This window comes from Enterocloster alcoholdehydrogenati (genome assembly GCF_013282095.1).
GTDB classification, from domain to species: domain Bacteria; phylum Bacillota; class Clostridia; order Lachnospirales; family Lachnospiraceae; genus Enterocloster; species Enterocloster alcoholdehydrogenati.
Window position 1 is genome coordinate 25,868 of record NZ_BLTJ01000001.1, and the last position, 22,363, is coordinate 48,230.

The 22,363-nt window shown below is 46.2% G+C and carries 13 protein-coding genes; 12 read left to right on the top strand and 1 reads right to left on the bottom strand.

What is annotated here, in order from left to right:
* Position 1: 1 nt before the first annotated feature.
* The 10 genes from HW447_RS00165 (at position 2) to HW447_RS00210 (ending at position 18,199) form a co-directional block, all read left to right on the top strand.
* Positions 2 to 406: a hypothetical protein gene (locus tag HW447_RS00165; RefSeq protein ID WP_176253308.1), complete on the top strand. Its 405-nt coding sequence runs from the start codon at positions 2 to 4 to the stop codon at positions 404 to 406.
* A gap of 13 nt (positions 407 to 419) precedes the next feature.
* Positions 420 to 1,352, top strand: a complete 933-nt coding sequence (locus HW447_RS00170) for a hypothetical protein (protein ID WP_243176161.1) — start codon at positions 420 to 422, stop codon at positions 1,350 to 1,352.
* Positions 1,353 to 1,363: 11 nt separating this feature from the next.
* Positions 1,364 to 2,005, top strand: coding sequence for a hypothetical protein (locus tag HW447_RS00175; protein ID WP_176253309.1), 642 nt, complete (start codon positions 1,364 to 1,366; stop codon positions 2,003 to 2,005).
* 115 nt (positions 2,006 to 2,120) lie between these two features.
* Positions 2,121 to 2,501: a hypothetical protein gene (locus HW447_RS00180; RefSeq protein WP_176253310.1), complete on the top strand. Its 381-nt coding sequence runs from the start codon at positions 2,121 to 2,123 to the stop codon at positions 2,499 to 2,501.
* 129 nt (positions 2,502 to 2,630) lie between these two features.
* Positions 2,631 to 3,095, top strand: a complete 465-nt coding sequence (locus HW447_RS00185; protein WP_176253311.1) for a phage holin family protein — start codon at positions 2,631 to 2,633, stop codon at positions 3,093 to 3,095.
* Between the two features lie 439 nt (positions 3,096 to 3,534).
* Entirely contained in the window at positions 3,535 to 4,398 is an 864-nt protein-coding gene (locus tag HW447_RS00190; RefSeq protein WP_176253312.1) for a CHAP domain-containing protein, read from the top strand.
* 772 nt (positions 4,399 to 5,170) lie between these two features.
* Complete coding sequence (locus HW447_RS00195) at positions 5,171 to 6,823, top strand: cell surface protein (protein WP_176253313.1); 1,653 nt, start codon at positions 5,171 to 5,173, stop codon at positions 6,821 to 6,823.
* Between the two features lie 15 nt (positions 6,824 to 6,838).
* On the top strand, positions 6,839 to 13,132 hold the full coding sequence (locus tag HW447_RS00200; RefSeq protein ID WP_176253314.1) for an InlB B-repeat-containing protein: 6,294 nt from the start codon (positions 6,839 to 6,841) through the stop codon (positions 13,130 to 13,132).
* Positions 13,133 to 13,140: 8 nt separating this feature from the next.
* The gene (locus HW447_RS00205) at positions 13,141 to 17,631 is read left to right on the top strand and encodes an N-acetylmuramoyl-L-alanine amidase family protein (RefSeq protein ID WP_176253315.1); all 4,491 of its coding nucleotides are present in this window, start codon (positions 13,141 to 13,143) and stop codon (positions 17,629 to 17,631) included.
* 64 nt (positions 17,632 to 17,695) lie between these two features.
* Positions 17,696 to 18,199, top strand: coding sequence for a hypothetical protein (locus HW447_RS00210; RefSeq protein ID WP_243176162.1), 504 nt, complete (start codon positions 17,696 to 17,698; stop codon positions 18,197 to 18,199).
* Between the two features lie 74 nt (positions 18,200 to 18,273).
* Here HW447_RS00210 and HW447_RS00215 read toward each other — a convergent pair whose 3' ends face one another.
* Complete coding sequence (locus HW447_RS00215; protein ID WP_176253317.1) at positions 18,274 to 18,591, bottom strand: DUF3837 family protein; 318 nt, start codon at positions 18,589 to 18,591, stop codon at positions 18,274 to 18,276.
* A 238-nt stretch (positions 18,592 to 18,829) separates the two neighbouring features.
* Between HW447_RS00215 and HW447_RS00220 the strand changes: the two genes are divergently transcribed.
* Both HW447_RS00220 and HW447_RS00225 read left to right on the top strand, forming a co-directional pair.
* Positions 18,830 to 20,074, top strand: a complete 1,245-nt coding sequence (locus tag HW447_RS00220; protein ID WP_176253318.1) for an AI-2E family transporter — start codon at positions 18,830 to 18,832, stop codon at positions 20,072 to 20,074.
* Between the two features lie 28 nt (positions 20,075 to 20,102).
* Positions 20,103 to 22,067, top strand: coding sequence for a fructose-1,6-bisphosphatase (locus tag HW447_RS00225; RefSeq protein WP_176253319.1), 1,965 nt, complete (start codon positions 20,103 to 20,105; stop codon positions 22,065 to 22,067).
* Positions 22,068 to 22,363 lie beyond the last annotated feature (296 nt).

The window sequence follows — 22,363 nt, forward strand, 5'->3', positions numbered from 1 at the left end:
TATGGCAGAGTGCCGGGTATATAACGGAAGTGCTTTTAACAATGAAATCTTAACTGCAAAAAGGGAAGATGTTCTGCCTCCGTATATTTTTGTAGGAAATGAAAGTGAGAATGCAGCAGTTGGCAGTATGGTAGAAAATGGTACAGTTCAAGCAGAACTTCCCATCAATGGGACCTATACGATCCCGGAAGGCCACGCCAGCTCTGTGAAAGTGACGCAGGAAATTCCGGTAATTGGACCACAATATATAGTTCCAACAATCAATGGGCTAAAGGCAGGAGTGAAAGGGGCATATATGACTGGAAATGTGGTCATAGCTGCTATACAGGGAATATCGGAAGATGTAATAAAAAAAGGTGTGCAGATAGGTCCGTATACGGGAAAATTTGAAGGCTTCGTAGATTAGGTGGTGAAAACTGGTGGAGTGTATAATAAAGAATACAGGTGCGGCTTTAGACATCCGTGGATTGACGGCTAAGCCAGGGTATGTAAAAAAGGGCAAAACTTTTATTGGACAGGGCAGCGATGAAGAACAGATAGGCACCATGCCGATCATTGATGCCGCTGATCATGTCTTGACAATTAACGGGGAGTATCAGTCGGCAGCAGGCTACTATGCCGCAGGCAGCAGGATTGTGCAAAACATTCCGACCATGGGACAGCAATATATAATTCCTAGCGGCGAGCAGCAGACAGTAGAGACAAAGGATAAATATATGATAGAAGATGTAGTCATAGCAGGGCTACCAAATCTAAATGCCTTTAATATAAAAAAGGGGGCAGTTATAAAACTTGGTGACTACACAATTATCGGAGCTTATGAAGGGTATGAGAACAACGATCCTATGGTTCCATATTATAATGGCGTATTTGCTCCTGGCCAATCGATAAACTCTTTTCCTGCATTTGGAAGAAAAGCCGGAGAATATTATGTGGGAGATGTGACGTTCGGACGCGATAATCTGCATCTTGAAAATCCGCTGGATACACGTTATGTAACAACGGCAATCGTTTTTAACAGGCCATTGAATTTTGACGAAATCAATGAGATTGAATTGCGGTATTCTCTGGATAATGCAACAGGTGGATGTTCGATTCTGGCAGCGACAGGATATGAAACGGAGTATATTTATAGAAGGGCTGATAGTGGCTCTGGAAAAACTTATCACGAAGGACTTGGAACTTACTGGCAGCGTGAAATACCAGACACAAATGGCAATGTCAGCAACCGTACGCTTAATGTGGCATCAGTTACAGGAAGCAGGTACCTATACATATCGCTTAGTATGCGTACTACGTCAAGTATAGCGATTGCCAATCTGACATTACGAGAGTTGAAGTGTAAAAAGTAAGGAGAGAAAACATGGCAGAGAAGGAATATATACCTACACATTGGGTGAATGATTCAGAACCAGATATTGATGCGGAACATTTGAACAATATGGAAGAAGGAATTCAAGGTCTGTATAAACCGGAATTTGACGATAGTGGAACGGTAGAAGGGATTACAAGCTTTCCAGCATTCCTTGAGAAGGTAGTCAGTAAAATGAATCCTATTACATTTTACAAGAACTTTAAAGCTGGAATGTCATTTATCCTTCATGCTGGCCAGCTTGTAAATAATGGCTTGTGCAACGAACCGGGAAAGTATCCACTTGATGCTGCTTTTGGCAAGAATCTCCAGGATCAGATCACTCAACAAAATAGCAATATGTCTGATATTCCAAAACAGTATGCAGCATTAGATAAAGAAAACAGTTTTACGCAGGCCCAAAAGATAATTTCGGATTCTATCCCTGCCCTTCAAATAATTTCTGGTTCAACTGGTACTTCCAAGGGAACATTTCAGATAACAGCCCGAACAGACATAAATCCATATAGTAGAGCAGCGATAGATCTGATAAACAATGGACAAATCAATGGAACCTTGTATCTACATGAAGATGGATTTCTTCGGTGGTATGCACATGGGAACACCTATAAAATCAATGTAACACAAGAATAATATCTGATTCTCGTTAATTAGCAAATGATTATTTTGTGAAGGAAGATAACCCGTAAACCAGCCCATTTAAGGGCCTATTTTTATGCCTTGATAAAGAGGCGGAAAGGACTATGAAATGAAAGACACAATGATTTTAAAGGATGGAACCACAGTGGAATTGGAGGCGGGTGCATCTCTTGCAGCGATCCAGGTAGCAGCAGCTGACAGAACGGCCATGCTGCAGGTCTGGCAGAAACTGACCGAGGAGAACCTGGCAGAGGTACAGATCAAGAACGGAAGCGGGCTGACAGTTGGAACGTATACAAATCTTATGCTGGTATCTGAAACGTCCACAGTGGATGCAGATGGAGCCGTAACCACTACATACAATCTGCGGGAAAAAAGCGCGATAGAAAAGCGTCTGGACAGCGTTGAGACTGGTCAGAAGATTCAGGATGGCGCTATCGGAGATCTGGGAGAAACGGTTGGAGCGTTTGCAGAGGGAGGTGAGGCATAATGGGAGCTTTTTATGGAACACAGATCCGGGCAGGAGAGATCACGTTAGAAGATGTACCTAAATTCTGGCGTAAGAAAACAGAAAAATGGCTGAAAGAAAATCCTGAAAAATAAGAATGAGAGGTATAAGATGAAAGCTAAAGCAATTGAATACACAATAAGTGCAGCTATCGGAGCGTTTTTCAGTTTCTTTGGAGTGCTGGCAATCCCGTTAGCTTTGCTGATCCCCTGCAATATCATTGACTACTTTACGGGGATGGCAGCATCAAAGGTGAATGGGGAAAAGATTACAAGCGAAAAGTCATTTGCGGGTATTGTGAAAAAAGTAATGATGTACATACTGATTTTTGTGGGATACGGAGTAGACTGTATGATTTCCTATGTAGCAGCCAACTTACATATTGAAATGGCGTTTCCGCTGCTGTTCTCCGCGATGGTGGCGTCTTGGCTGGTAATCAATGAGTTGATCAGTATTACGGAGAATTGTGAGGCAACAGGAGTGGCAATTCCTGTATTAAGTCCGGTATTACGTTTTATAAAGAAAAAGATTGAAACGGTAGTGGATACCCCAGAAGAGGGAATAAAGAAAGAATAAGTAGAGTCGTGCGACGTCGCAACGCAGACAGGCCCCTAGAGATTCCTGGGGCCTATATTTTGATTGCGGTATAACTGCCGCTGTGCTATAATGCCTATGTTGTCATACCCAATCCGGCAACGGAAAGGGGGTGTATGCATGACAGAATTTGTTGTATCTCTTTTGACCACTATTTTGGGTGGTGTAGCCTGCCACTACATCATCAAATGGCTAGATAGTGGGGACGATGACAACTAGCCTGGGTTTGTTCCACCTCTAACGGTAAAGAAAACCCCAGAGTTGCCGCTCTGGGGTTTTTGTTGGTGCATACATAACAGCTGCACTGTTGTATCTCTTTGCCTACTGGCATTATAGCATATGCAGATTTTAAAAGCAAGATACCTGAAAATGATTTTTGTCCGGTTTTGTACCGGGCTTTTTTATTTGGAGGCAAAGACATATGGAAAACGCAGTAAAGAAACTCATTGATCAGGCCGCCCATTGGGACGGCTATCTGGAAAAGAAAAGCAACGCCCAGCTGGATGATTTTACGGCCAATGCCGGCAGCGGCAATTTCACTTGCTTTGCCAGGGACTATAAGACACACACCGGTCAGAACCTGCAGGCCCAGCCTTGGTGCGCCATGTTCGTATCAGAGGTATTTGTGCAGGCATTTGGTCTGGAGGTTGCTAAGAAACTTCTGGGCGGCAGCCTGTACCATTATTGCCCCACAGGGGTCAATCAGTTTAAAAAGGCAGGCCGGTGGGCCGCGGTGCCGGAGCCTGGGGCAGTGATCTTCTTTACCAACGGCCAGAGAGCCTATCATACAGGGATCGTTACAGAGGTGACGGCAACGCGGATCAAGACCATTGAGGGTAATACGTCCGGTGCATCCGGCGTGATTGAAAACGGCGGCGGGGTGTGCCGGAAGGCTTATAACCGGTCTTATGGGAAAATTCTTGGCTACGGGCTGCCGGACTGGTCGATTGTCCAGGCCAAGGAAAAGAAAGCCGGCTGGCAGCAGGAAGATGGCGGCTGGCGGTACTATCTGGGTAATACAGGGGAACCAGTAAAAAATGACTGGTATCAGGATGATGGAAAGTGGTACTGGTTTGACGGAGCAGGAATGATGGTGTATGATACCTGGTATAAGTATCAGGATCACTGGTATTATCTGGGCGCTGACGGGGCTATGGTCAAAGGCCAGCAGACCATAGACGGTAAGTGGTATATCATGGACGATCAGGGGCGGATGCTTAATGATCCGGTGACGCTGACACCTGATCAGGACGGGGCGTTGCGGTGGCCGGGATTAACAAAATGATTTTAAGATTTGACTACTATTTGACTACTAAGCTATAAGAAATTTATAGTTTAAACCTAAAATAGCCACACAAAAAGGCATTATACTCTCTCAAAAACAATGGAAATACAATAAAAATATTATGCATTAGGAGTAATATTTTCGTTCGTAATGCGTGGGTCGCCGGTTCGAGTCCGGCCAGTGGCTGTAAAAACCCCTTGTAAAATCAAGGGGTTTTTATTTTGCCATAAAAAGAACATACTTTCTGCCGGATAGAATGACTGATTTGATTCAACCTGTTTATTTTCCAATATCTCACTTCAATAATCTTTAATTCCCTGTAACAGTTCGGAAAGCGAGAAAACAGGCATTAAGCTCGCTTATAAGCATAATTTTGCATCTGTATCCACATTTCCATCTTCCCAAAGATGTTTCTGGAGTGCCGAAAGGCATTTAAGAAGAGGCCCTATTCTGAATTGTTACTATTCCCTTAAAATAAATGCAGATATATACATGGTGAAAGCGTATTCTACAATTTTTTTTTCTCAAAAATAGATACAATATTCTTGAATTTACAGATATAGGCATTCTTAGAAGCAAAATGAACAGAGGCTGCGCCTGGGATATCCAAAAATGCGCGTCTCCTGAGGGAAGAATAGAAACAGAGTGTCTGACTGGTAAAACCCGCCGGTATGCAGATATGTTTTCTGCCTATAAGAATCGGGCGAAAAGCATTCAGTGACTGTGGCGGTTTATTTATAGATATTAAAGTTTTGAGAAAGGCAGGGAAAGTATGAAAAAAAAGATAACGGCAGCTGCCGCCTTTGCGCTGTCTGTAGGATTTTCCACGATTTTATTTTTGGGCACAGCTCAGGCGGCAGAAGGTTGGAAGGCGGCAGACGGAGAATGGAGTTATTATGATCCCGATGGTCAGCCAGTGACTCTGACCTGGAAAAAGTCAAAGGATAGCTGGTATTTTCTGTCTGAAAATGGAACGCTCTTAAAGCACTGCATATTCCGGGACAAGGATTCTAATTACTATGTGGATGATGAAGGGAGGATGGCGCAAAGCGCATGGATTTTTGTGAATGTCGACAATGGGGCCGGAGATGAATTTGAAGAAGGATGGTACTATTTCGGCGCGGACGGAAAGGGCTGCAGGCGTAAGAGCAGCGGATTTAAAAGAAAAATTGGAGACGGCACTTATATATTTGATGAAAATGGAAAAATGCTGTCAGGGTGGTTTGATGAGGATGGGAATATGATTGACCATTCAGATGCACCGTTTGTTGAAGGTGTTTATTATGCGAGAGCAGATGGCAGGCTCCTGACGGATGAGTGGCTGGACTATGGAAATATAGATGAAGGAATCGGGGGATCGGATCTTGACAGCGAGGTGGCAGGAAGGAATTACATGGATTATGAAAAGATGTGGATTTTCTTTGACAGCCATTCAAAGAAGGTGAAAAGCAATGGCGACCGCCTGAGGCAAAAGACGATCAATGGCGCACAGTATGGCTTTGATGAGAACGGCGTCATGATTCCCTGGTGGAGTAAGGTGGCCAGTATTAACAATGCAGATAAGAGCAATCCCAGCAGTGATGTTTCAGCAAGATATTATTCCGGATATGATGGGGGCGTGCTTTTGAAAAACACCTGGTTTTGGATGTACCCTTCACAAAATCTTGATATGGATGATTACTATGATCAGGAAGCCAGCTGGTGGCATACAGATAACAGCGGCCAGGTCTATCGGGACAGTATTCGCAGGATCAACGGACGTTCCTATGCATTTGACGGGATCGGCAGAATGCAGACAGGATTTGTGCTGTTCGACGGAAAGTCGGAATTTGTTGCTCAATATGATGTGGATAACTGGAGTTCAGAGGATTTTATTGAGGGAAACATTTACGGCATTGAAAAAACAGATCTGTATCTGTTCTCACCGGATGAACTCAATGATGGCTCCATGAAAACAGGACAGGACATTGCAGTAGCATTGGATGACGGAGTATTTCATTTTGGCTTTGCCTCCAATGGAAAGGCCTTTGGCAATCGGAACCACCTTCAGAAAAAAGAGGATAGGTATTATATCAACGGCCTTCGTCTGGACGCGGATGAGGAATATGGATACGGCGTCGTAAAAGTAGAAGACGGATCAGATATCTATTATCAGGTTGTGGATACCTCTGGAAAAGTAGTGGAAGGAAAGAGAAGAGTTGTAAGGGACAAAGACGGAGGCTACCTTCTGATTATCCGCAATCGTTTTGCTGCCTGGTGTGGAGATGAGGACAAGCCCAGATGGAGAAATGGTAACGAGGGAAGTGGATTCTATCATTATGATAAGGAAAATACAGAGGACCATTTTGCAGAAGGCCTCATAGCCGCGCCTGGTACGCCCCCGGATACCAGCGGGCTGTCGGAAGAAGAACGGCTGAATTTTTAAAAAGGAGATGAACAAATGAACAGCAGCATACATAGATTATATAAGCGTCTGACTGCCATGGTTCTGGCTGTATGCATGATTACCGGAATGGCTCTGTGGCGGCCCGATATGCTGGCATATGCATCTACGGAATTGCAAGATCAAGACCTGGGAAATGGCGCCAGTGAGGCAACTGCATATACCTGGAAAGAGGACTATGTGACAGGACAGGGAACAGCAGACAGCAGAGAAAAATCCTGGCGTTTTGACCTCAGAGGCCTGCGGGCGGGACAGCAAAGCTATGATCAGGCAAGCATTAAAACTTCTTATAGAAATGGAGGATATGCAACCTTTTTTCAGGTTGGGACGGGGGCCAGGCAGATGATCGGAGGCTCTGCAAACGGCGGGGTACAGACTCTGGATGCATATGGCATAGAGATAAAGATCGCCGTATCCCCAAGTCCGGATAATAAATATGTATTTGTAGATTACTATGTTTATGATAAAAACGGCCAGGGCGGATCGGCTGGAAGGGAAATCAGGCTGGGAACCGGAACAGATGTAATGATCGGAGGAACCCGGGAGGATGATTCTGCTGTTATCTCTAAAAATAGCCGTGGATTCCACATGGTAAACCAATATGTCAAAACTACATTTGACTGTATCACCAATGACAGCAGTCTGGGTGTGACGCCTCCTGATACCAGATGGATTGGACATTATAGCAACTGGGGAACAAATGTTTTTAATGAAAGCGCGGAGAATGTAGTAAGAGGTACAGATTCAGGAATGGCCTATTCATGGAAATTCCAGCTTCATCCTTATGAGACGATCCACAGAAGAGTAGCGTTTGCAATCAGAGACACCTCCTATTATGTATCAGAACAGTACGGACAGGATACTGCCAGCGCAGAAGGCACCTACAGCAGCCCCTTTAAAACCATTGAGTATGCGCTTGAGAAAATAGGAGACAACAAGGGGTATATTTATGTAATGGATTATCAGGATATTTCATCTGCAATCCAGGTGACCGGCAGCGCTCAGAAGGATATCACCATTGCCAGTACAGACTATGATCATGACGGAAATCCAAAGAATGAGGATGAGGATTATATGAAAAGTCTGCGCCGCACAGATGGCTACACGGGCCCGCTGTTTCATGTATCAGGCCCTTCCCTAAAGCTGACAGACATCATTCTGGATGGAAATCATCAGGAGAGTTCGGATCCGCTGATTGATGTTTCATCCGGCAGACTGGAGCTTAACAGCGGTTCTGCCATTACGAACTGCCGCGGCAGTGAGTCAAGCCAGGGAAGCGCTGTCAATGTGACAGGAAGCGCAGGACTCTCTTTGAATTTCGGGACTGTTTCCGGAAATATTTCTGCCGGAAAGGGGGCTGTTTATTATAATGCCTCAGGCAGATTTGAGGTCAGCAACAGAAATCAGATATCTGATAATGTGACTCCCTCCGGAAAGAAAGCAAACGTATACCTGGCGCAGGGAAAATATATAACGGTTAAGAATGATTTGGATATATCCCGGATCGGCGTTACAACTGAGCAGCTTCCCGCCGCCTCACCAGGCGGAATTGCCTCTGAGGAAGGTCAGGAGGTAAAGATTGCCGTGCCGTCCGACGATTACCCAAAAACGGATGATTCGTGTCCTTTTGCGGATAATTTTACAGCCGATGGAGGGGATGGAAATCCCAACGTTTACACAAGCGCTGGAACCCCAGGTCTGGGGAACGGAAGAAATACTGTGTTAAGGCGAAATGGATATACCGTATCCTTTGTATACCGGGATTCTGCTACAGGCGGCGCTGTAAATGGCGAGCCGGAACATATATCCCTGTCATATGCGGGAGGGGATGCAGTTGCGGTAAACCCACCCTCTGCCATTACCGGATACACACTTGCAGGTGTTGTGATTGACCAGGGCGGCGAAAATACGCTGTCTGCACAGACAGATACAGGTGCCGCAGATTTTGGCAAGGTGACCGGAACGATGCCGGGACAGGATGTAACAATCATCTATGAATATACCAGAAATAACGGATCGATTGCGTTTGAGGCCAATGGCGGAACCCCGCAGCCCCAGACTCTGACCGGTTCTATTGGAGAAAATGTCAATGCCCTTTTGCCCAGCATCAGCCGCTACGGCTACCGTTTCATTGGATGGAGTACAGTAAATGACAGAGAAAATCCACAGGTCATAGACAGCCTTCCGTCGGTATTCCCTGAAAATCCCCTTACTTATTATGCGATTTTCATGCCGGACAGCAATGTGAAGTTTGACTATACGGTAGATTATACAAACGAGGATGGCTCTGTCATATTTCAGTCCACTACATCAGAGGATGCCTATAGCGTAGAAGCAGAGATCCAGTCCGCCAAAAAGAATATACACGGATATGTATGGAGCCTTGCAGATTCTTCTATGAGCCCCTCTGCATACGATTATGGGAACGGACAGGGAGCTGTGCCTTTTGGACGCTTTGATGGAGGTACGGGCGCATTCAGCGGCAAAATGCCGGGACAGGACGCAGCTGTAAAATATGGATATCAGGTAGACCGCGGCAATCCAAATGCGAGATCTGCATTTACAGTAAAATATGTGACAGAAAATGGTACAGAGGTTCATGCACCTGTGGTACAGAATGTGTTCCCGGAGGATACCATCACGTCGGTACCTGTGGACGTATATGGCTATCGTTTTCTGACCGCAGGAATTACTGCCGGAAATAATGGGGATACTGCAGATGGAAATTTAGTCAGCGCTTTACAGGGCAGCTTTGATGAAAATGGAAAATTTACAGGAACCATGCCCAATCAGCCGGTGGAAATCACCTATCTGTATGAAGGGACAACTGAGGGCTACGAGTACAGAATCGACTACCTTGATAATGATACCCAGGATACCCGCCTGAAAAACATCACAGGACCCTATACCCAAAATATAACAGCCGATACCGCCGTAACTGCGGAGGCCAGGAACCTGTATGGCTATCAGCTGCAGTCCAGGAACGCCGATCCCGCATCGGCAGGAACCTTTGACGGTGAGAATCGTTTCAGCGGCTTCATGCCCAATGACAGACTGTCTGTTTCCTATAAATACAGCAGAGATCGGTCAAAGTGGGCGGATCTGACCTATAAAGCAGGTGAGCATGGAACCCTGCGCAGAGGAAATGAAACATCTGCGGACGTGACAGAGCTTTCAGCAGGCATTTATAGAACGTCTGTCCTGAAAAATGACGGAACGGCCGAGGGGGCTTCAGAAAGCTATACCTGGGATGATATACTGAACAGGAAACTGGCGCCGGAACCATCAGCTGCTCCCTATTACCGCTTTGAAGGGTGGTTTATTGATTATAACGAAAACGGAATAAAGGACGGAGACGAGAAACTGCTTACAGCCGACAGCCGTTTCACCGATTCTGTCACAGTAGTTGCATACTTTGGTGAGGATCCAAATCAGTGGATCAATATTAAGTTTGCAGCAGGAGAGCATGGCTCCCTTGATGGCGGAGAGGTATCCAGCCTCCATATCCCATACGACCATACCTGGGGTGAAATTGCCGGCGATCTGCCTTCTTATACAGCTGAAATTAACTACCTGACGGATGGATGGTATCACGAAAATACGCCAATGGAGAATGAAAACCGCCTTACAGACGGAGCTGTCTATACGATACGATTCTATCCCGACCCTGCTGTTTTTGGAACGGATGTGACAGTGCCGGATGCTTCGGCCGGAATTGATACCCAGGGAAAGGGGAAAGTGACTGCCTATGGAACGATCCGGGGATATCAGTATATCATCACAGATTTGGACGGCAATATTTTAGAGGTTGCGAGGGGAAATATATCCGGACGGGTATATTTTGAAGATCTGTATCCAGGAACGCGGTATCTTGTATATGAAGCAGCCGGGACAACACAGGCGCAGCCAGGACAGCCCATTGACAGTGTAACCGGAATTATAAGCGATCCTGCGGAAATATTAGTTCCTGTTGTGGAGACGAATTACCAGATACTTTATGATGAGGAGAATGAAGGAAAGACCGTTCTTGTCATTAAGCCCGCTGATACTGACTCTGATTATGCTCTTTTGGATAAGGACGGAAACGTGGTCATGGCTCCTGAGACAGGAACGGGAGGCTGGCAGTCCGTCAGGGAAAGTCAGCCTGCAGGTATTTCCTTCTCAGGTCTGAATTATAATGAAGAATATGTAGTGGTAGCAAGACCACATGGTGTTTCAGATATTACAGCGGAAAGTAAACGGGAAGACGGAACCTGCATAAGTACCGATCCGGGAGGAGAGCTGGATATACCTGGTTATGTAGCGGAGGCAGTCAATGGCCTGGTTCATTCAGTTAACGGAGAGGAATTAGATACACCCAGATATGATCAGGTTCACAAAGGCGATGAGGTAGCGCTCCACGCTGAGGATATGGATGGAAATGGCCGGCGTTTCCTTTACTGGAAGATAACCATTGGTACAGTGCCTGGAATGGAGGAAACCATACCCCATTCAGATGTGACGTTTACCATGCCGGATACCAATGTGGTGATGACCGCTTATTATGAGCAAAGAACAGCAACGCCCAGCAACGCATCTGTTATAGATGAGGTGCGGGGTGGAAATAAACATGAGATGGCTTTGGATCCAAATGAAATTGGAGACTTAGAGGAAGAACTTACAACCGATGAGGATCGGGTTCTTATGGATGTGAACCATGCAGATGTGACATATAAAGTGGTATACAGAAAAAATACCGTCAGGGCTACTGAGTCCAATGCAGTGAAACAGTCATCTTATTATGACAGAAATCATGAGTCAGCATACCAGGGAGCCTGGGGATTAAATGTAGATATTGAACGGTATGTGAATGGCCGAAAAACCGGAGTTGCCTCGCCATCGGATGCAGCATTTAATACATATGTACAGCTGGATAGAGAACACGTGGATATGATGGATTATCAGCTGTTTTCCATCTCTGAGGATCCGGACAGCTCAGATATGACAGTAGACCTGGTAGATATGTCTGACGATCCGGAGACGACAGGAGGGCTCTTCTCATTCACAGCCCAGGCAGGTATGCGGTACGTGCTCGTATATTCAAAGGCATACAAAGTTTATTTCATCAATAATAAAGAAAACCCCAGATACAGATATCATTTTAAGGTACGTCGGGGTGAGGCGCCGGGAGATGGAACATATTCTTTTGAATATGGCCAGGTAGAGACACCGACGGACACATTTGTCGATCATGAAGGGGTAGAATTTAACTATGTTGGATGGAGTTATCGGCAAGACCGCCTGAAAGACTTTGAACCAGACAGGAAAATCAAAAGAAAGACCTATGTATATGCATTTTATGATGATAACCGCAGTGAAATCAATGATATCCGAAAGCAGCTGGAGGATGCGATCAAGGAAGCGGTAGGAAAATCTGATGATTATTTTCTGACATTGAAGGAAACAGAAAAGATAAAAGAAGCCGTTGAAAAAGCAATGGATGTGTTTGACAAGACAGGCCCTGGGGCCACCCTTGAGGAGCTTCAGGAAGCGCTGGATAATCTAAACGCAATTTGTGAGCCGTTTGATAAGATCCTGAAAGAGCGGTATGACCATTATAACAAGATCCAGAACGGCGGAAACAGTGGAGGTACATCCGGCGGCGATGGCTGGGGCAGCGGAAGCCATGGAGGATCCGGCAGTTCAAAAGGAGGATCCGGAGGGGGATCAAAAACAGTCGGATCTGGACCGGTTTCGGTTCCTGCCCCTTATATAGCAGAAACGAGCAAAAGCTATGAGGTCGGAACAAACGGAAATTGGGTACTGCTGGATCAAAACAATGATAAATGGGCGTTTGTTCTAAACGGCGGGATACGTTTAACCGGTATATGGGCAAAGCTGGATTATGCCAACAACAATGTAAATCAGAGCGGCTGGTATCACTTTAATTCAAGCGGAATCATGGATTACGGCTGGTTCAGAGACGAGCATATGAACTGGTATTACTGCAACACAGTGAAAGACGGCTGGCTGGGAAAAATGAAAACAGGCTGGCATTATGATGAGGCGGATAAGCACTGGTATTATCTGGATCCGGCTACAGGCCAGATGGCAGTGGGATGGAAGAAAATTGAAGGGAAATGGTACTTCTTCACACCAAGTAATACTACAGCAACATACTCATATGATTACAGCTCCGAAAAATGGGTTTATATGCAGAACCGGCAAAGGCCGCTTGGTTCCATGTACAGCAATGAGATGACGCCGGACGGGTATCTGGTCGGAGCTGACGGGGCCTTAAAAGAGCAGTAGGAGGTTTTATGAAACGGACAAATAAGATAAAGGCATATTTGACGCAGCTTTTGGCGACCGCCATGGTTTTTACCATGGCCGCGCCGCCTGCGTCCGTATATGCGCTGGATTATGGAGATCCGGCAGAAATACGTTTTGATCCCCAGGAAGGACCGGATCTGTCACATTCCAACTACAAAAATGTGCCAAGAACAGAAAACAGAATTACCTATGCCACAGGTCAGGCGGGACATCCGCTGACAGAATCTGGAGATTTTAATGGAATCGCCGTCGAAAACCTGGGTTCCGGCGACCGACCGGTACTGCCTGCGTTTGATTCGGATCTGCACTGGCCAGGATATGTATTCGACGGCTGGTACAATGAAGAAGGAAACAAGATGGCATATCTCCCCTATGGATTTCCGTACCGTTCATCTACAACGTATGAGGCCCGCTGGAAGGGAGATACATCCAGCCAGTTTACATTTACTGTCATGCATTACCGGGATCTGAATCCAGACAGAAATTCCAATACAGACGGAACGGATCCAGGCGCATGGGCTGATATAGGAGACAGCCAGATCTATGAATTTTTCAATAACGGAAGCTGGACGGACAGAGTGACGGCGGATACGGCAGTTTCTGCAACCTATAAGAGAAACATACCGGGGTATAAGATTGCGTCCATACTGATTAAAAATAATAAAGTGCGCCGCTTTGACGATGCCTCCGGCCATGGCACTCTGGAAGAATCCGCAACTCTCAATACATCTACGCGATCTGTCCGTGGAAATATGCCGAACGATGATCTGACAGCAGCATTCAGATATGAGCCGGATCCCTCCAAAAAGTTTGCCCTGCGTGTGGAATATGTGGACAGACAGGGCCGTGCAATCCATTCCCCGGAAAGTCACCTCTATTCCGCGGAGTCGCAGATATCCGCAGCACCAATGCAGCTTGAGGCATATACGCTTTCAGGAGCACAGATAAAAGCGGGAAGCGGAGATATAGATGACCTTCCGGGAAGAGGAATTTATTCTGCGCGGACCGCAGGCTGTACATTTGACACCCAGAAAAATTTCACGGGGAAAATGCCTAATCAGCCGGTAACGGTAGTATATACCTACGATATGGATCCTTCCTATGTAACCCGTGTAACGATTCATCGGATTGATAACCATAACAATATTCTGGCTGAACCGGAAGTACGGGAAGTATCTCCAGCCGAAACGGTGACTATACCTGTGGAGCGCAAAGCAGGATATACCTATCCGCCTAATATTGAATGGGATGGAAATTTCACTGATATCAGCCTGGATCAGACGGCGTCCACACTGGATTTTAAGACAGATTTAACAGGCGGCACTGTCACAATCACCTATAATGAAGATCTGAATGACACAACTCAGTGGAGCAGGGTAAACTACTACAGCAGCGAACATGGAAGTCTGTCAGGGGACAGCAGCCCCCGTTCCTTCCGTTTGGGCGTTCACTCCATAGATGAGCTTACAGACGGGATCACTCCTTCTCCAGAAGAACATTACATATTTAACGGCTGGTATAAGGCCAATTCCTCCGGCACAGGTAAAGTTGGGGACGCGCTGAATGCAGCGGTAGAGTTGACGGGAAATCTAAAGCTTTATGCGGATTTCACAGAGGATCCAGGACAGTGGTGTGATATCAGCTTTGAAAGCGGAAACCATGGCACTATCTCAGGAACCAGGAGAGTACACATCGCAAAGGGTACCCAATGGGCCCGGATTTCACTGCCCCAGGTTATGCCGGACAGCAATTATATGTTTATCGGCTGGTTTGATGAAAACGGCAGCAGGATCACAGATTCCGATATGCAGATACTGTCAGACCAGACATACAGAGCGCGTTTTGCCCCTGTGGGAGGGGATGATGGCATCCTGTGTATCCCGGACGGAACCGGAAGCATCGGGAATGACGGCATGGGACAGATCCAGATAAGCGGAGCTAATGGAGCCCGCAAGTACGCTCTCACAGACAGAGAAGGACATATTATAGCAGTCATGACAGGAGAGCAGCTTGGCCATTGGCGCTTTGAAGGGCTTTTCCCCTGCGACAGCTATTATGTATACGAAATGGCAGAAAGTGCAGCTCCGATTGTGGGAGATATACTGACCGATACGATAGATCCGTCCCTTATCAGTCAGCCTGCCCGGGTGACCGTTCCCGCTCTTGGGAAAAACTATTCAACGGCAGATGACGAAACAGAGGGCAGAAAGAAGATTGTGATCCGTCCTGCGGCGGTCAATACAGTATACGCAGTTCTTGATATGGATGGAAATGTTATCAGTCAGGATGGAAGTGAGGACGGCTGGGTAAGCCCATCAGGCAGTCCGCTGACAGCACAGCTTATAAAGCTTGAGCCCAATTCGTCCTACACAGTAGTAGCGAAACCGGCAGATAATGCTGACGCACCGTCAGACCGTCTGTTAAACGGAAGCCAGGTAATGGTAGCCGATTCTTCAGCGCAGGAACGCACGTATACCTTTCAGGCCGTAAACGGAGGCTATGTGGAGTCTGTTATGAGAAACGGAGAAGCGCTGGATATTGATGCGTATGCAGAGAAAGTTCAGGTAAAAGCAGGAGATGAGATCTATATTTCCGCAGAAAACACGAATCACCTGGGGAACCCATTTGAGAAGTGGGAAGTGCAGATTGGAACTTTGGATATTTCATATCCAACCAGAAGAAATCAGGCGGTTCAAATGATGGAGGGCGATGTGATCATACAGGCAGTATATAGGCCCTCTTCAATCGCCACCTCATCTAATGCATCTGTGGATTATTCACCTAAAAATGGCGTATTTGCTCTGGATAAATCAGATGAAACGCTTCAGGAGCTGACAGAACATCTGATTGACAATGAACAGGACAGAATCGCCCTTGCAAATGGAACGCGCATAGCTTACACAGTGAAGTTTAACCGCCATGCTCCGGTGGCATCTGCTTCGGAGGCGGTGAAGCAGGAATTGAATGACGCAGACAATGTGAAAATACCGTGGAGTCTGGATATAGGGCTTTCGCGTAAAGCAGACGGCATCAACAAACCGTTGGCAGAGGGGGCGGATCGGACACCTGGAATAAAAGTTTTAGGAAAACTGGATACCAGTATTCTGGGCAATATGGAATACCGGTTATGGAAGATTCATTTTGGAGAGGAAGAAGGCAGTGCAGCCTGTGAGGAAGTAGAGCTTACACCAGATCCAAATGAAACCGGCACATTTACCGGAAGTTTTGCTTTTGAAGCCAATGTTGGTGATACGCTGGTATTCAGCTATTACAAAGCCTATGATGTAACTGTCATAGACACCAGCAGGGGACAGGTTCATACCTTCAGGGTAAAAGACGGTCAGTCTCTCAATGACTCCGCAGATTACATGGCTCTGGACATTCACGAAGGCTATAGGGATTCGGCCACCGGTATCATATATGAGTTTGCCGGTCTGTCAAAGCGTCCGGCAGGAGGACGTATGTATGATACCTCGGAGCCTGTGGAACAGGATCTGGAATTATATGCTGTTTATGAGCCGGAAGATGATACCTTATGGCAGGAAGCAAAGGAAAAGCTGCAGCAGGAGATCAATACGGCAAACGCCTTAAAGAACAACGGATCTGTAAGTGATGAAGATAAAGAGGCTCTGACTCAGGCAGTGACGGAGGCGGTTGAAGTGCTCAATCGGCTTCCAAGGCCTTCTGTGGATGAACTGGAGGACGCTTTTAACGCCCTTGAGGCTGTAGTGAACCGTGTCAGCAATGGAGGAACCGATATACCAGATGATAATGGAGGAACGGATACTCCAGATAATAATGGCGGCACGGATACCCCGGATAACAATGGGGGAACCGACCATCCGGGAAGCAATGGAGGATCCGGCGGCTCCGGAGGAGGCCATTCAGGCAGTTTTCGCGGATCGGCAGGCTTTGGCCCAGGCAGCAGTGCGGGAAATGGCTACCGTACCTATTCGGAAGGGATCAACGGAAGATGGGATCATTTTAACCAGGCTGAACATCAATGGGCATTTGTGTTAAACAACGGAACACGCTTAAAGGACAGCTGGGCCAATATCCGTTATACATACAACGGAAATACCCGGATAGATACATATCATTTTGACGGTGACGGCGTTATGGACAGCGGCTGGTTCCTGGATGAGAGTACAGAAAAATGGTATTTCCTGTCAGATGTACATGACGGCTGGTTCGGACGGATGATGAGGGGATGGCACCATGATGAAAACGACGGCAGATGGTATTATCTGAGCCCACTTAATGGTGCCATGATGCTTGGATGGCAGAAGATTGACGGAATATGGTATTATCTGACGGCAGACAACAGGCAGCAGACCTGGACGTTTAATCAAACATCAAAGCATTGGGAATATACAAATCCCAGCAGCCGCCCATTGGGATCTTTGTACATAAATGAAATAACGCCTGACGGATACCCAACTGATGGAAACGGCGCCTGGATTCAGGAAACACCCTAAACAAAATTGTGCGGTATGGGATAAAATAAATTCATTTGACTACAAATAAGGTGACAATATGGAAATGAGTGAGTTTCTGGCGCTGGCAAACACAAACTGTATGAGCGTATTTCTCATTTGTATTAAAAACAGGTGCGGGGAATTAAGCGGAAATATCGTGAATTTTTATTTAAAGGAGCCAGTAGCGTTTTGCGGCATACTGGATATGGCACTGAAAATTGATATCTTATGCACCAGGCTGTCCAGACCCATGGCAACAACCGAGATGCGGTTTTTGGATGAGCATATGAGAAAAACATACGAAAAACAGATGCTGAATCAGGTATATGCTCCGCTGAAAACGTGTTCGGACATTCAGGAAATGGATAAATTTATGTCATTAGCGGCAAAAGCATATGAAACCTTAGTGATTGAAATCCATCAGCGTCAGTTTTCCAGTATGCAGGGACGTATGAAGGGAGCCTGCCAAAAAGGAAAATTTGTTTCCTTCCGAAGCGCACTGGAACTGATGCGGATGCTGCGCGGATATGAGTATATACGAAATGAAAAAATCACCAAACGGCAGTAACCTGTCAGATGGAAACTGCCGGGAATGACAGGTAAGGATTCTCGGCAGAAGGGGTCAGCCGCATAAAGCTTTGTTCAGCGGCCGGCCCCTTCGTTTTCATACCCATATAGGGTATATTCCATCATCTGGTCTGTGGTAGCTTCATTTCGGATAAAGCTCATAAGGATCCGTGTGATTTTTTCGATCCTGGTACTGGGAAATTCCTTTCCCTCGATCGCCTCTCTTAATGCCTGACGCATTTCAAAAAGAGTGTCTTTTCGTTCCGGGCATTCAAGGCCCATAGCCCTGGCGATAGTTCCGACTGCACAATAGGCTTCAATAGGAGAGGACATATTGGCCGGCGGTTCAAACCCCGCTTTGATATCCAGGGCCATTTTTATGATGTATGACATAAGGAAATCCTTTCTTTCGCAAATGATGCGCTTTCCCCAATGGGGATGAACACATTCTTGCATTCTTAAATTCATTATACCATATTCTTTGCCTGTTACACTCATGGCATTATTAACTTTTTATGAAAATCCTTCCCTGCATTGTGAGAATACGGGAACCATGATATACTTGTTTAGAAACAGGCTTTCGGTTTTGACGCCGGAACTGTTTTAAAACATATCACAGGAGTACACAAACATGAAAAACCAAAGATTCCGGCTGTATATCAACTGGGGCCTCACAGCGCTGGCAGTCATTGCCTGCAGCGTCCTTTTTGCTTTTGCTCTGTCAAAGGCTTCGGATATCTTCGGAGTGATCGGTATGATCATCAAGATTCTGATGCCTATTATCTATGGAGGCGTTTTGGCCTACCTGATGCTTCCTATCTATAATTTTACCTATTCCCTTGTCTGCAAAAAGACTGTAAGGCTGTTTAAGGTCCAGAAGGTCAGGAACCGTATAGGGAAGATGGCTGCCACTCTGGTAAGCCTGCTCCTTCTTATATTTGTTGTCTCCGGTTTGTTCTGGATGATTATTCCTCAGATACTGGACAGTATCCTGGGATTTCAGGACAGCCTTACCGTTTATATCAATAACCTGACGCTGTGGCTTTCCAAACTGCTCCAGGACAATCCATCTCTGGAACAGGCGATCATGCCTCATTTTAACGAAGCGGTGATGAAATTTCAGACCTGGATGACCACAGACCTGGTGCCCAGCATATATCTTATCATTGACCGCGTTTCCACCGGTGTGATCAATATTGTGACAGTGGTAAAAAATATACTGATCGGTCTGATCGTTATGATCTATTTTCTGAACCTCAAAGGAACTCTTTGTGCGCAGTCTAAAAAGATTATCTACGGGCTGTTTCAGGTAAAGACAGCAAACCGTATTGTAAATGAGATCCGTTTCGTCCACCGTGTATTCGGCGGCTTTATTACCGGCAAGCTTTTGGACTCCCTTATCATCGGAATTCTCTGTTTTTTCGGCATGAGGTTTTTAAATATGCCGTATGTGCTCCTGATCAGCGTGATTATCGGCGTTACCAATGTAATCCCCTTTTTCGGGCCTTTTTTCGGCGCGATTCCCAGCGCCTTTCTCATTCTGCTGGTAAGCCCGCTGAAATGTCTGTACTTCCTGATTTTTGTACTGGTGCTCCAGCAGTTTGACGGAAATATTCTTGGGCCAAAGATTCTGGGAGACTCTACCGGCCTTCCAAGCTTCTGGGTTCTTTTTTCCATCCTCTTATTTGGCGGACTTTTCGGGTTTGTGGGAATGATCATTGCCGTTCCGGCGTTTGCCGTAATTTACCGACTTGTATCCAACTACATCTGCAGACGGCTTAAAAGGAAGAATCTTTCGCCAAGAACCGATGACTACCGGCTGTTGGACCACATCGATCCGGGAGCGGGTACATTTGTGGAACGCCAGGAATCATAGGAGAGCGTATTAAATAAGGAGAGCATACATGGAGGATCTTAAAACACGATATCTAGAACGGCTGGCAGAGCTTTATCCCACTGTGGCCGCGGCATCCACAGAAGTAATCAACCTGGAAGCCATACTGAACCTGCCGAAAGCAACGGAGCATTTTCTTACGGATATCCACGGGGAGTGGGAGGCTTTTTCCCATGTGCTTAAAAACGGCTCCGGAGCCGTGCGGCGCAAGGTAAACGATGTATTCGGCAATACCCTGTGCCGGGAGGATAAAAGGAGCCTTGCCACCCTGATCTATTATCCACGAGAAAAAATGACCCAGATTCTGGAACATACGGCTAACAAAGAGGACTGGTATAAAATTACTCTGTACCGCCTGATCGAGGTCAGCAAGCGTTCCGGCAGCAAATACACCCGTTCCAAGGTGCGAAAGGCCCTTCCGCCGGAATTTGCCTATGTGATCGAGGAACTTATGACAGAAAAGGCGGATATCCGGGATAAAGAATCCTATTACAATGCGATTGTAGCTACCATTATACGTGTGGGCCGGGCCGGAGAATTCATTGTCGCTCTCTGCGAACTGATTCAAAGACTGGTGGTGGATCACCTGCACATCCTTGGTGATATCTATGATCGGGGGCCTGGCCCGCATAAAATCATGGATAAGCTGATGGAATATCATTCACTGGATATCCAGTGGGGCAACCATGATGTGCTGTGGATGGGAGCGGCCGCGGGACAGCCCGGCTGCATCGCTAATGTGATCCGTATCTGTGCCAGATACGGTAATCTGGATATTTTAGAGGACGGCTATGGGATCAACCTGCTGCCTCTGGCTACCTTTGCCCTGGAGACGTATGGCGAAGATCCCTGTTCCTGCTTTGCCTTAAAAGGGAGCCATCCCTGCAGTCCCGGAGAAAAAGAACTGAATCTGCGTATGCACAAGGCGATTTCCGTCATTCAGTTTAAAGTGGAAGGGCAGCTGATCAGAGAACATCCGGAGTTTAATCTGGAGAGCCGGCTGCTTCTCCATCGGATCAATTATGAAAATGGAACCATTGTGCTGGATGGAAAACAGTACACCATGAAGGATATGTATTTTCCAACCGTGGATCCAGCGGATCCTTACCGCCTGTCGGCAGAAGAAACGGCTATTATGAAACGGTTGGAGCAGGCGTTTTTAAACTGTGAAAAGCTTCAGCAGCATATGCGTTTTCTTTTGTCCAAAGGCAGTCTGTATAAAGTGTATAACAAAAATCTTCTTTACCATGGCTGTATGCCTCTCTGTGAGGACGGCAGCTTAAAGGAGGTTAAGATCTGCGGGGAGCTCTGTAAGGGACGTCAACTCTATGATGTGCTGGAAAGCTATATACGGAGAGGGTTTCTGGCAGAGGATGCCGCAGAGAGGAAAAAGGGCCGGGATCTGATGTGGTACATATGGCTGGGAGAGAATTCTCCTCTTTTTGGAAAGGATAAGATGGCTACCTTTGAGCGGTATTTTTTAGCTGACAGGGAGAGCCACACAGAAAAAAAGAACTCCTATTACCGGTATCTTGAGGATGAAAAAACAGCGGATATGATTCTCGCTGAATTTGGACTTCAGGGAGAGGACAGTCACATTATCAACGGACATATGCCAGTAAAATCTAAAAATGGTGAAAATCCCATTAAATGCGGCGGTAAGGTACTGGTGATCGACGGAGGCTTTTCCAAGGCCTATCAAAAGGAAACGGGAATCGCAGGATATACCCTGATCTACAATTCTTATGGTTTTATTCTGGCTGCTCATGAGCCCTTTGAATCCCGATCGGCCGCCATTGAGCAGGAAAGCGACATTTATTCCGATGATATCATCGTAAAGCGCACGGCCAGCCGCAAGCTGGTGGGAGATACCGATACCGGCCAGCAGCTGAAGGAAAAGATCGGGGATCTGGAGCAGTTATTAAAAGCTTACAGAGAGGGGAGGATTGCGGAGCGTTTTGGCGGCCGCTTTTAAAGCAAAAAATCTGGAAAGAGGATATGGCAGGAGGGATATCACTCGTTTAAGGCGTAAAAGATAGCATGGCAGGAGGCAGTATTAAAGGAGGCCGTTTGGGGCCTCCTGAAATTATACGGCACATCTTACGGCGATACTAATGGATACTAAAATCGTGTGATATTCGTGTGATACTTTGATACATTTAGGCTGTAAAAAGGGGAAAAATAATTTCTGCAGTTACATAAAAATAAGTGTAAATAAAGAAAAAACCTTGTATTTACCAAGTTTTTCTGATAAATACAAGGTTTCTCCCT

Excerpts from the sequence above, each read along its gene's own strand:
- HW447_RS00190 (WP_176253312.1), top strand. The coding sequence starts at position 3,535 with ATGGAAAACGCAGTAAAGAAACTCATTGATCAGGCCGCCCATTGGGAC.
- HW447_RS00215 (WP_176253317.1), bottom strand. The coding sequence starts at position 18,591 with ATGTCATACATCATAAAAATGGCCCTGGATATCAAAGCGGGGTTTGAA.
- HW447_RS00195 (WP_176253313.1), top strand. The coding sequence starts at position 5,171 with ATGAAAAAAAAGATAACGGCAGCTGCCGCCTTTGCGCTGTCTGTAGGA.
- HW447_RS00185 (WP_176253311.1), top strand. The coding sequence starts at position 2,631 with ATGAAAGCTAAAGCAATTGAATACACAATAAGTGCAGCTATCGGAGCG.
- HW447_RS00210 (WP_243176162.1), top strand. The coding sequence starts at position 17,696 with ATGAGTGAGTTTCTGGCGCTGGCAAACACAAACTGTATGAGCGTATTT.
- HW447_RS00225 (WP_176253319.1), top strand. The coding sequence starts at position 20,103 with ATGGAGGATCTTAAAACACGATATCTAGAACGGCTGGCAGAGCTTTAT.
- HW447_RS00200 (WP_176253314.1), top strand. The coding sequence starts at position 6,839 with ATGAACAGCAGCATACATAGATTATATAAGCGTCTGACTGCCATGGTT.
- HW447_RS00175 (WP_176253309.1), top strand. The coding sequence starts at position 1,364 with ATGGCAGAGAAGGAATATATACCTACACATTGGGTGAATGATTCAGAA.
- HW447_RS00205 (WP_176253315.1), top strand. The coding sequence starts at position 13,141 with ATGAAACGGACAAATAAGATAAAGGCATATTTGACGCAGCTTTTGGCG.
- HW447_RS00180 (WP_176253310.1), top strand. The coding sequence starts at position 2,121 with ATGAAAGACACAATGATTTTAAAGGATGGAACCACAGTGGAATTGGAG.
- HW447_RS00220 (WP_176253318.1), top strand. The coding sequence starts at position 18,830 with ATGAAAAACCAAAGATTCCGGCTGTATATCAACTGGGGCCTCACAGCG.
- HW447_RS00165 (WP_176253308.1), top strand. The coding sequence starts at position 2 with ATGGCAGAGTGCCGGGTATATAACGGAAGTGCTTTTAACAATGAAATC.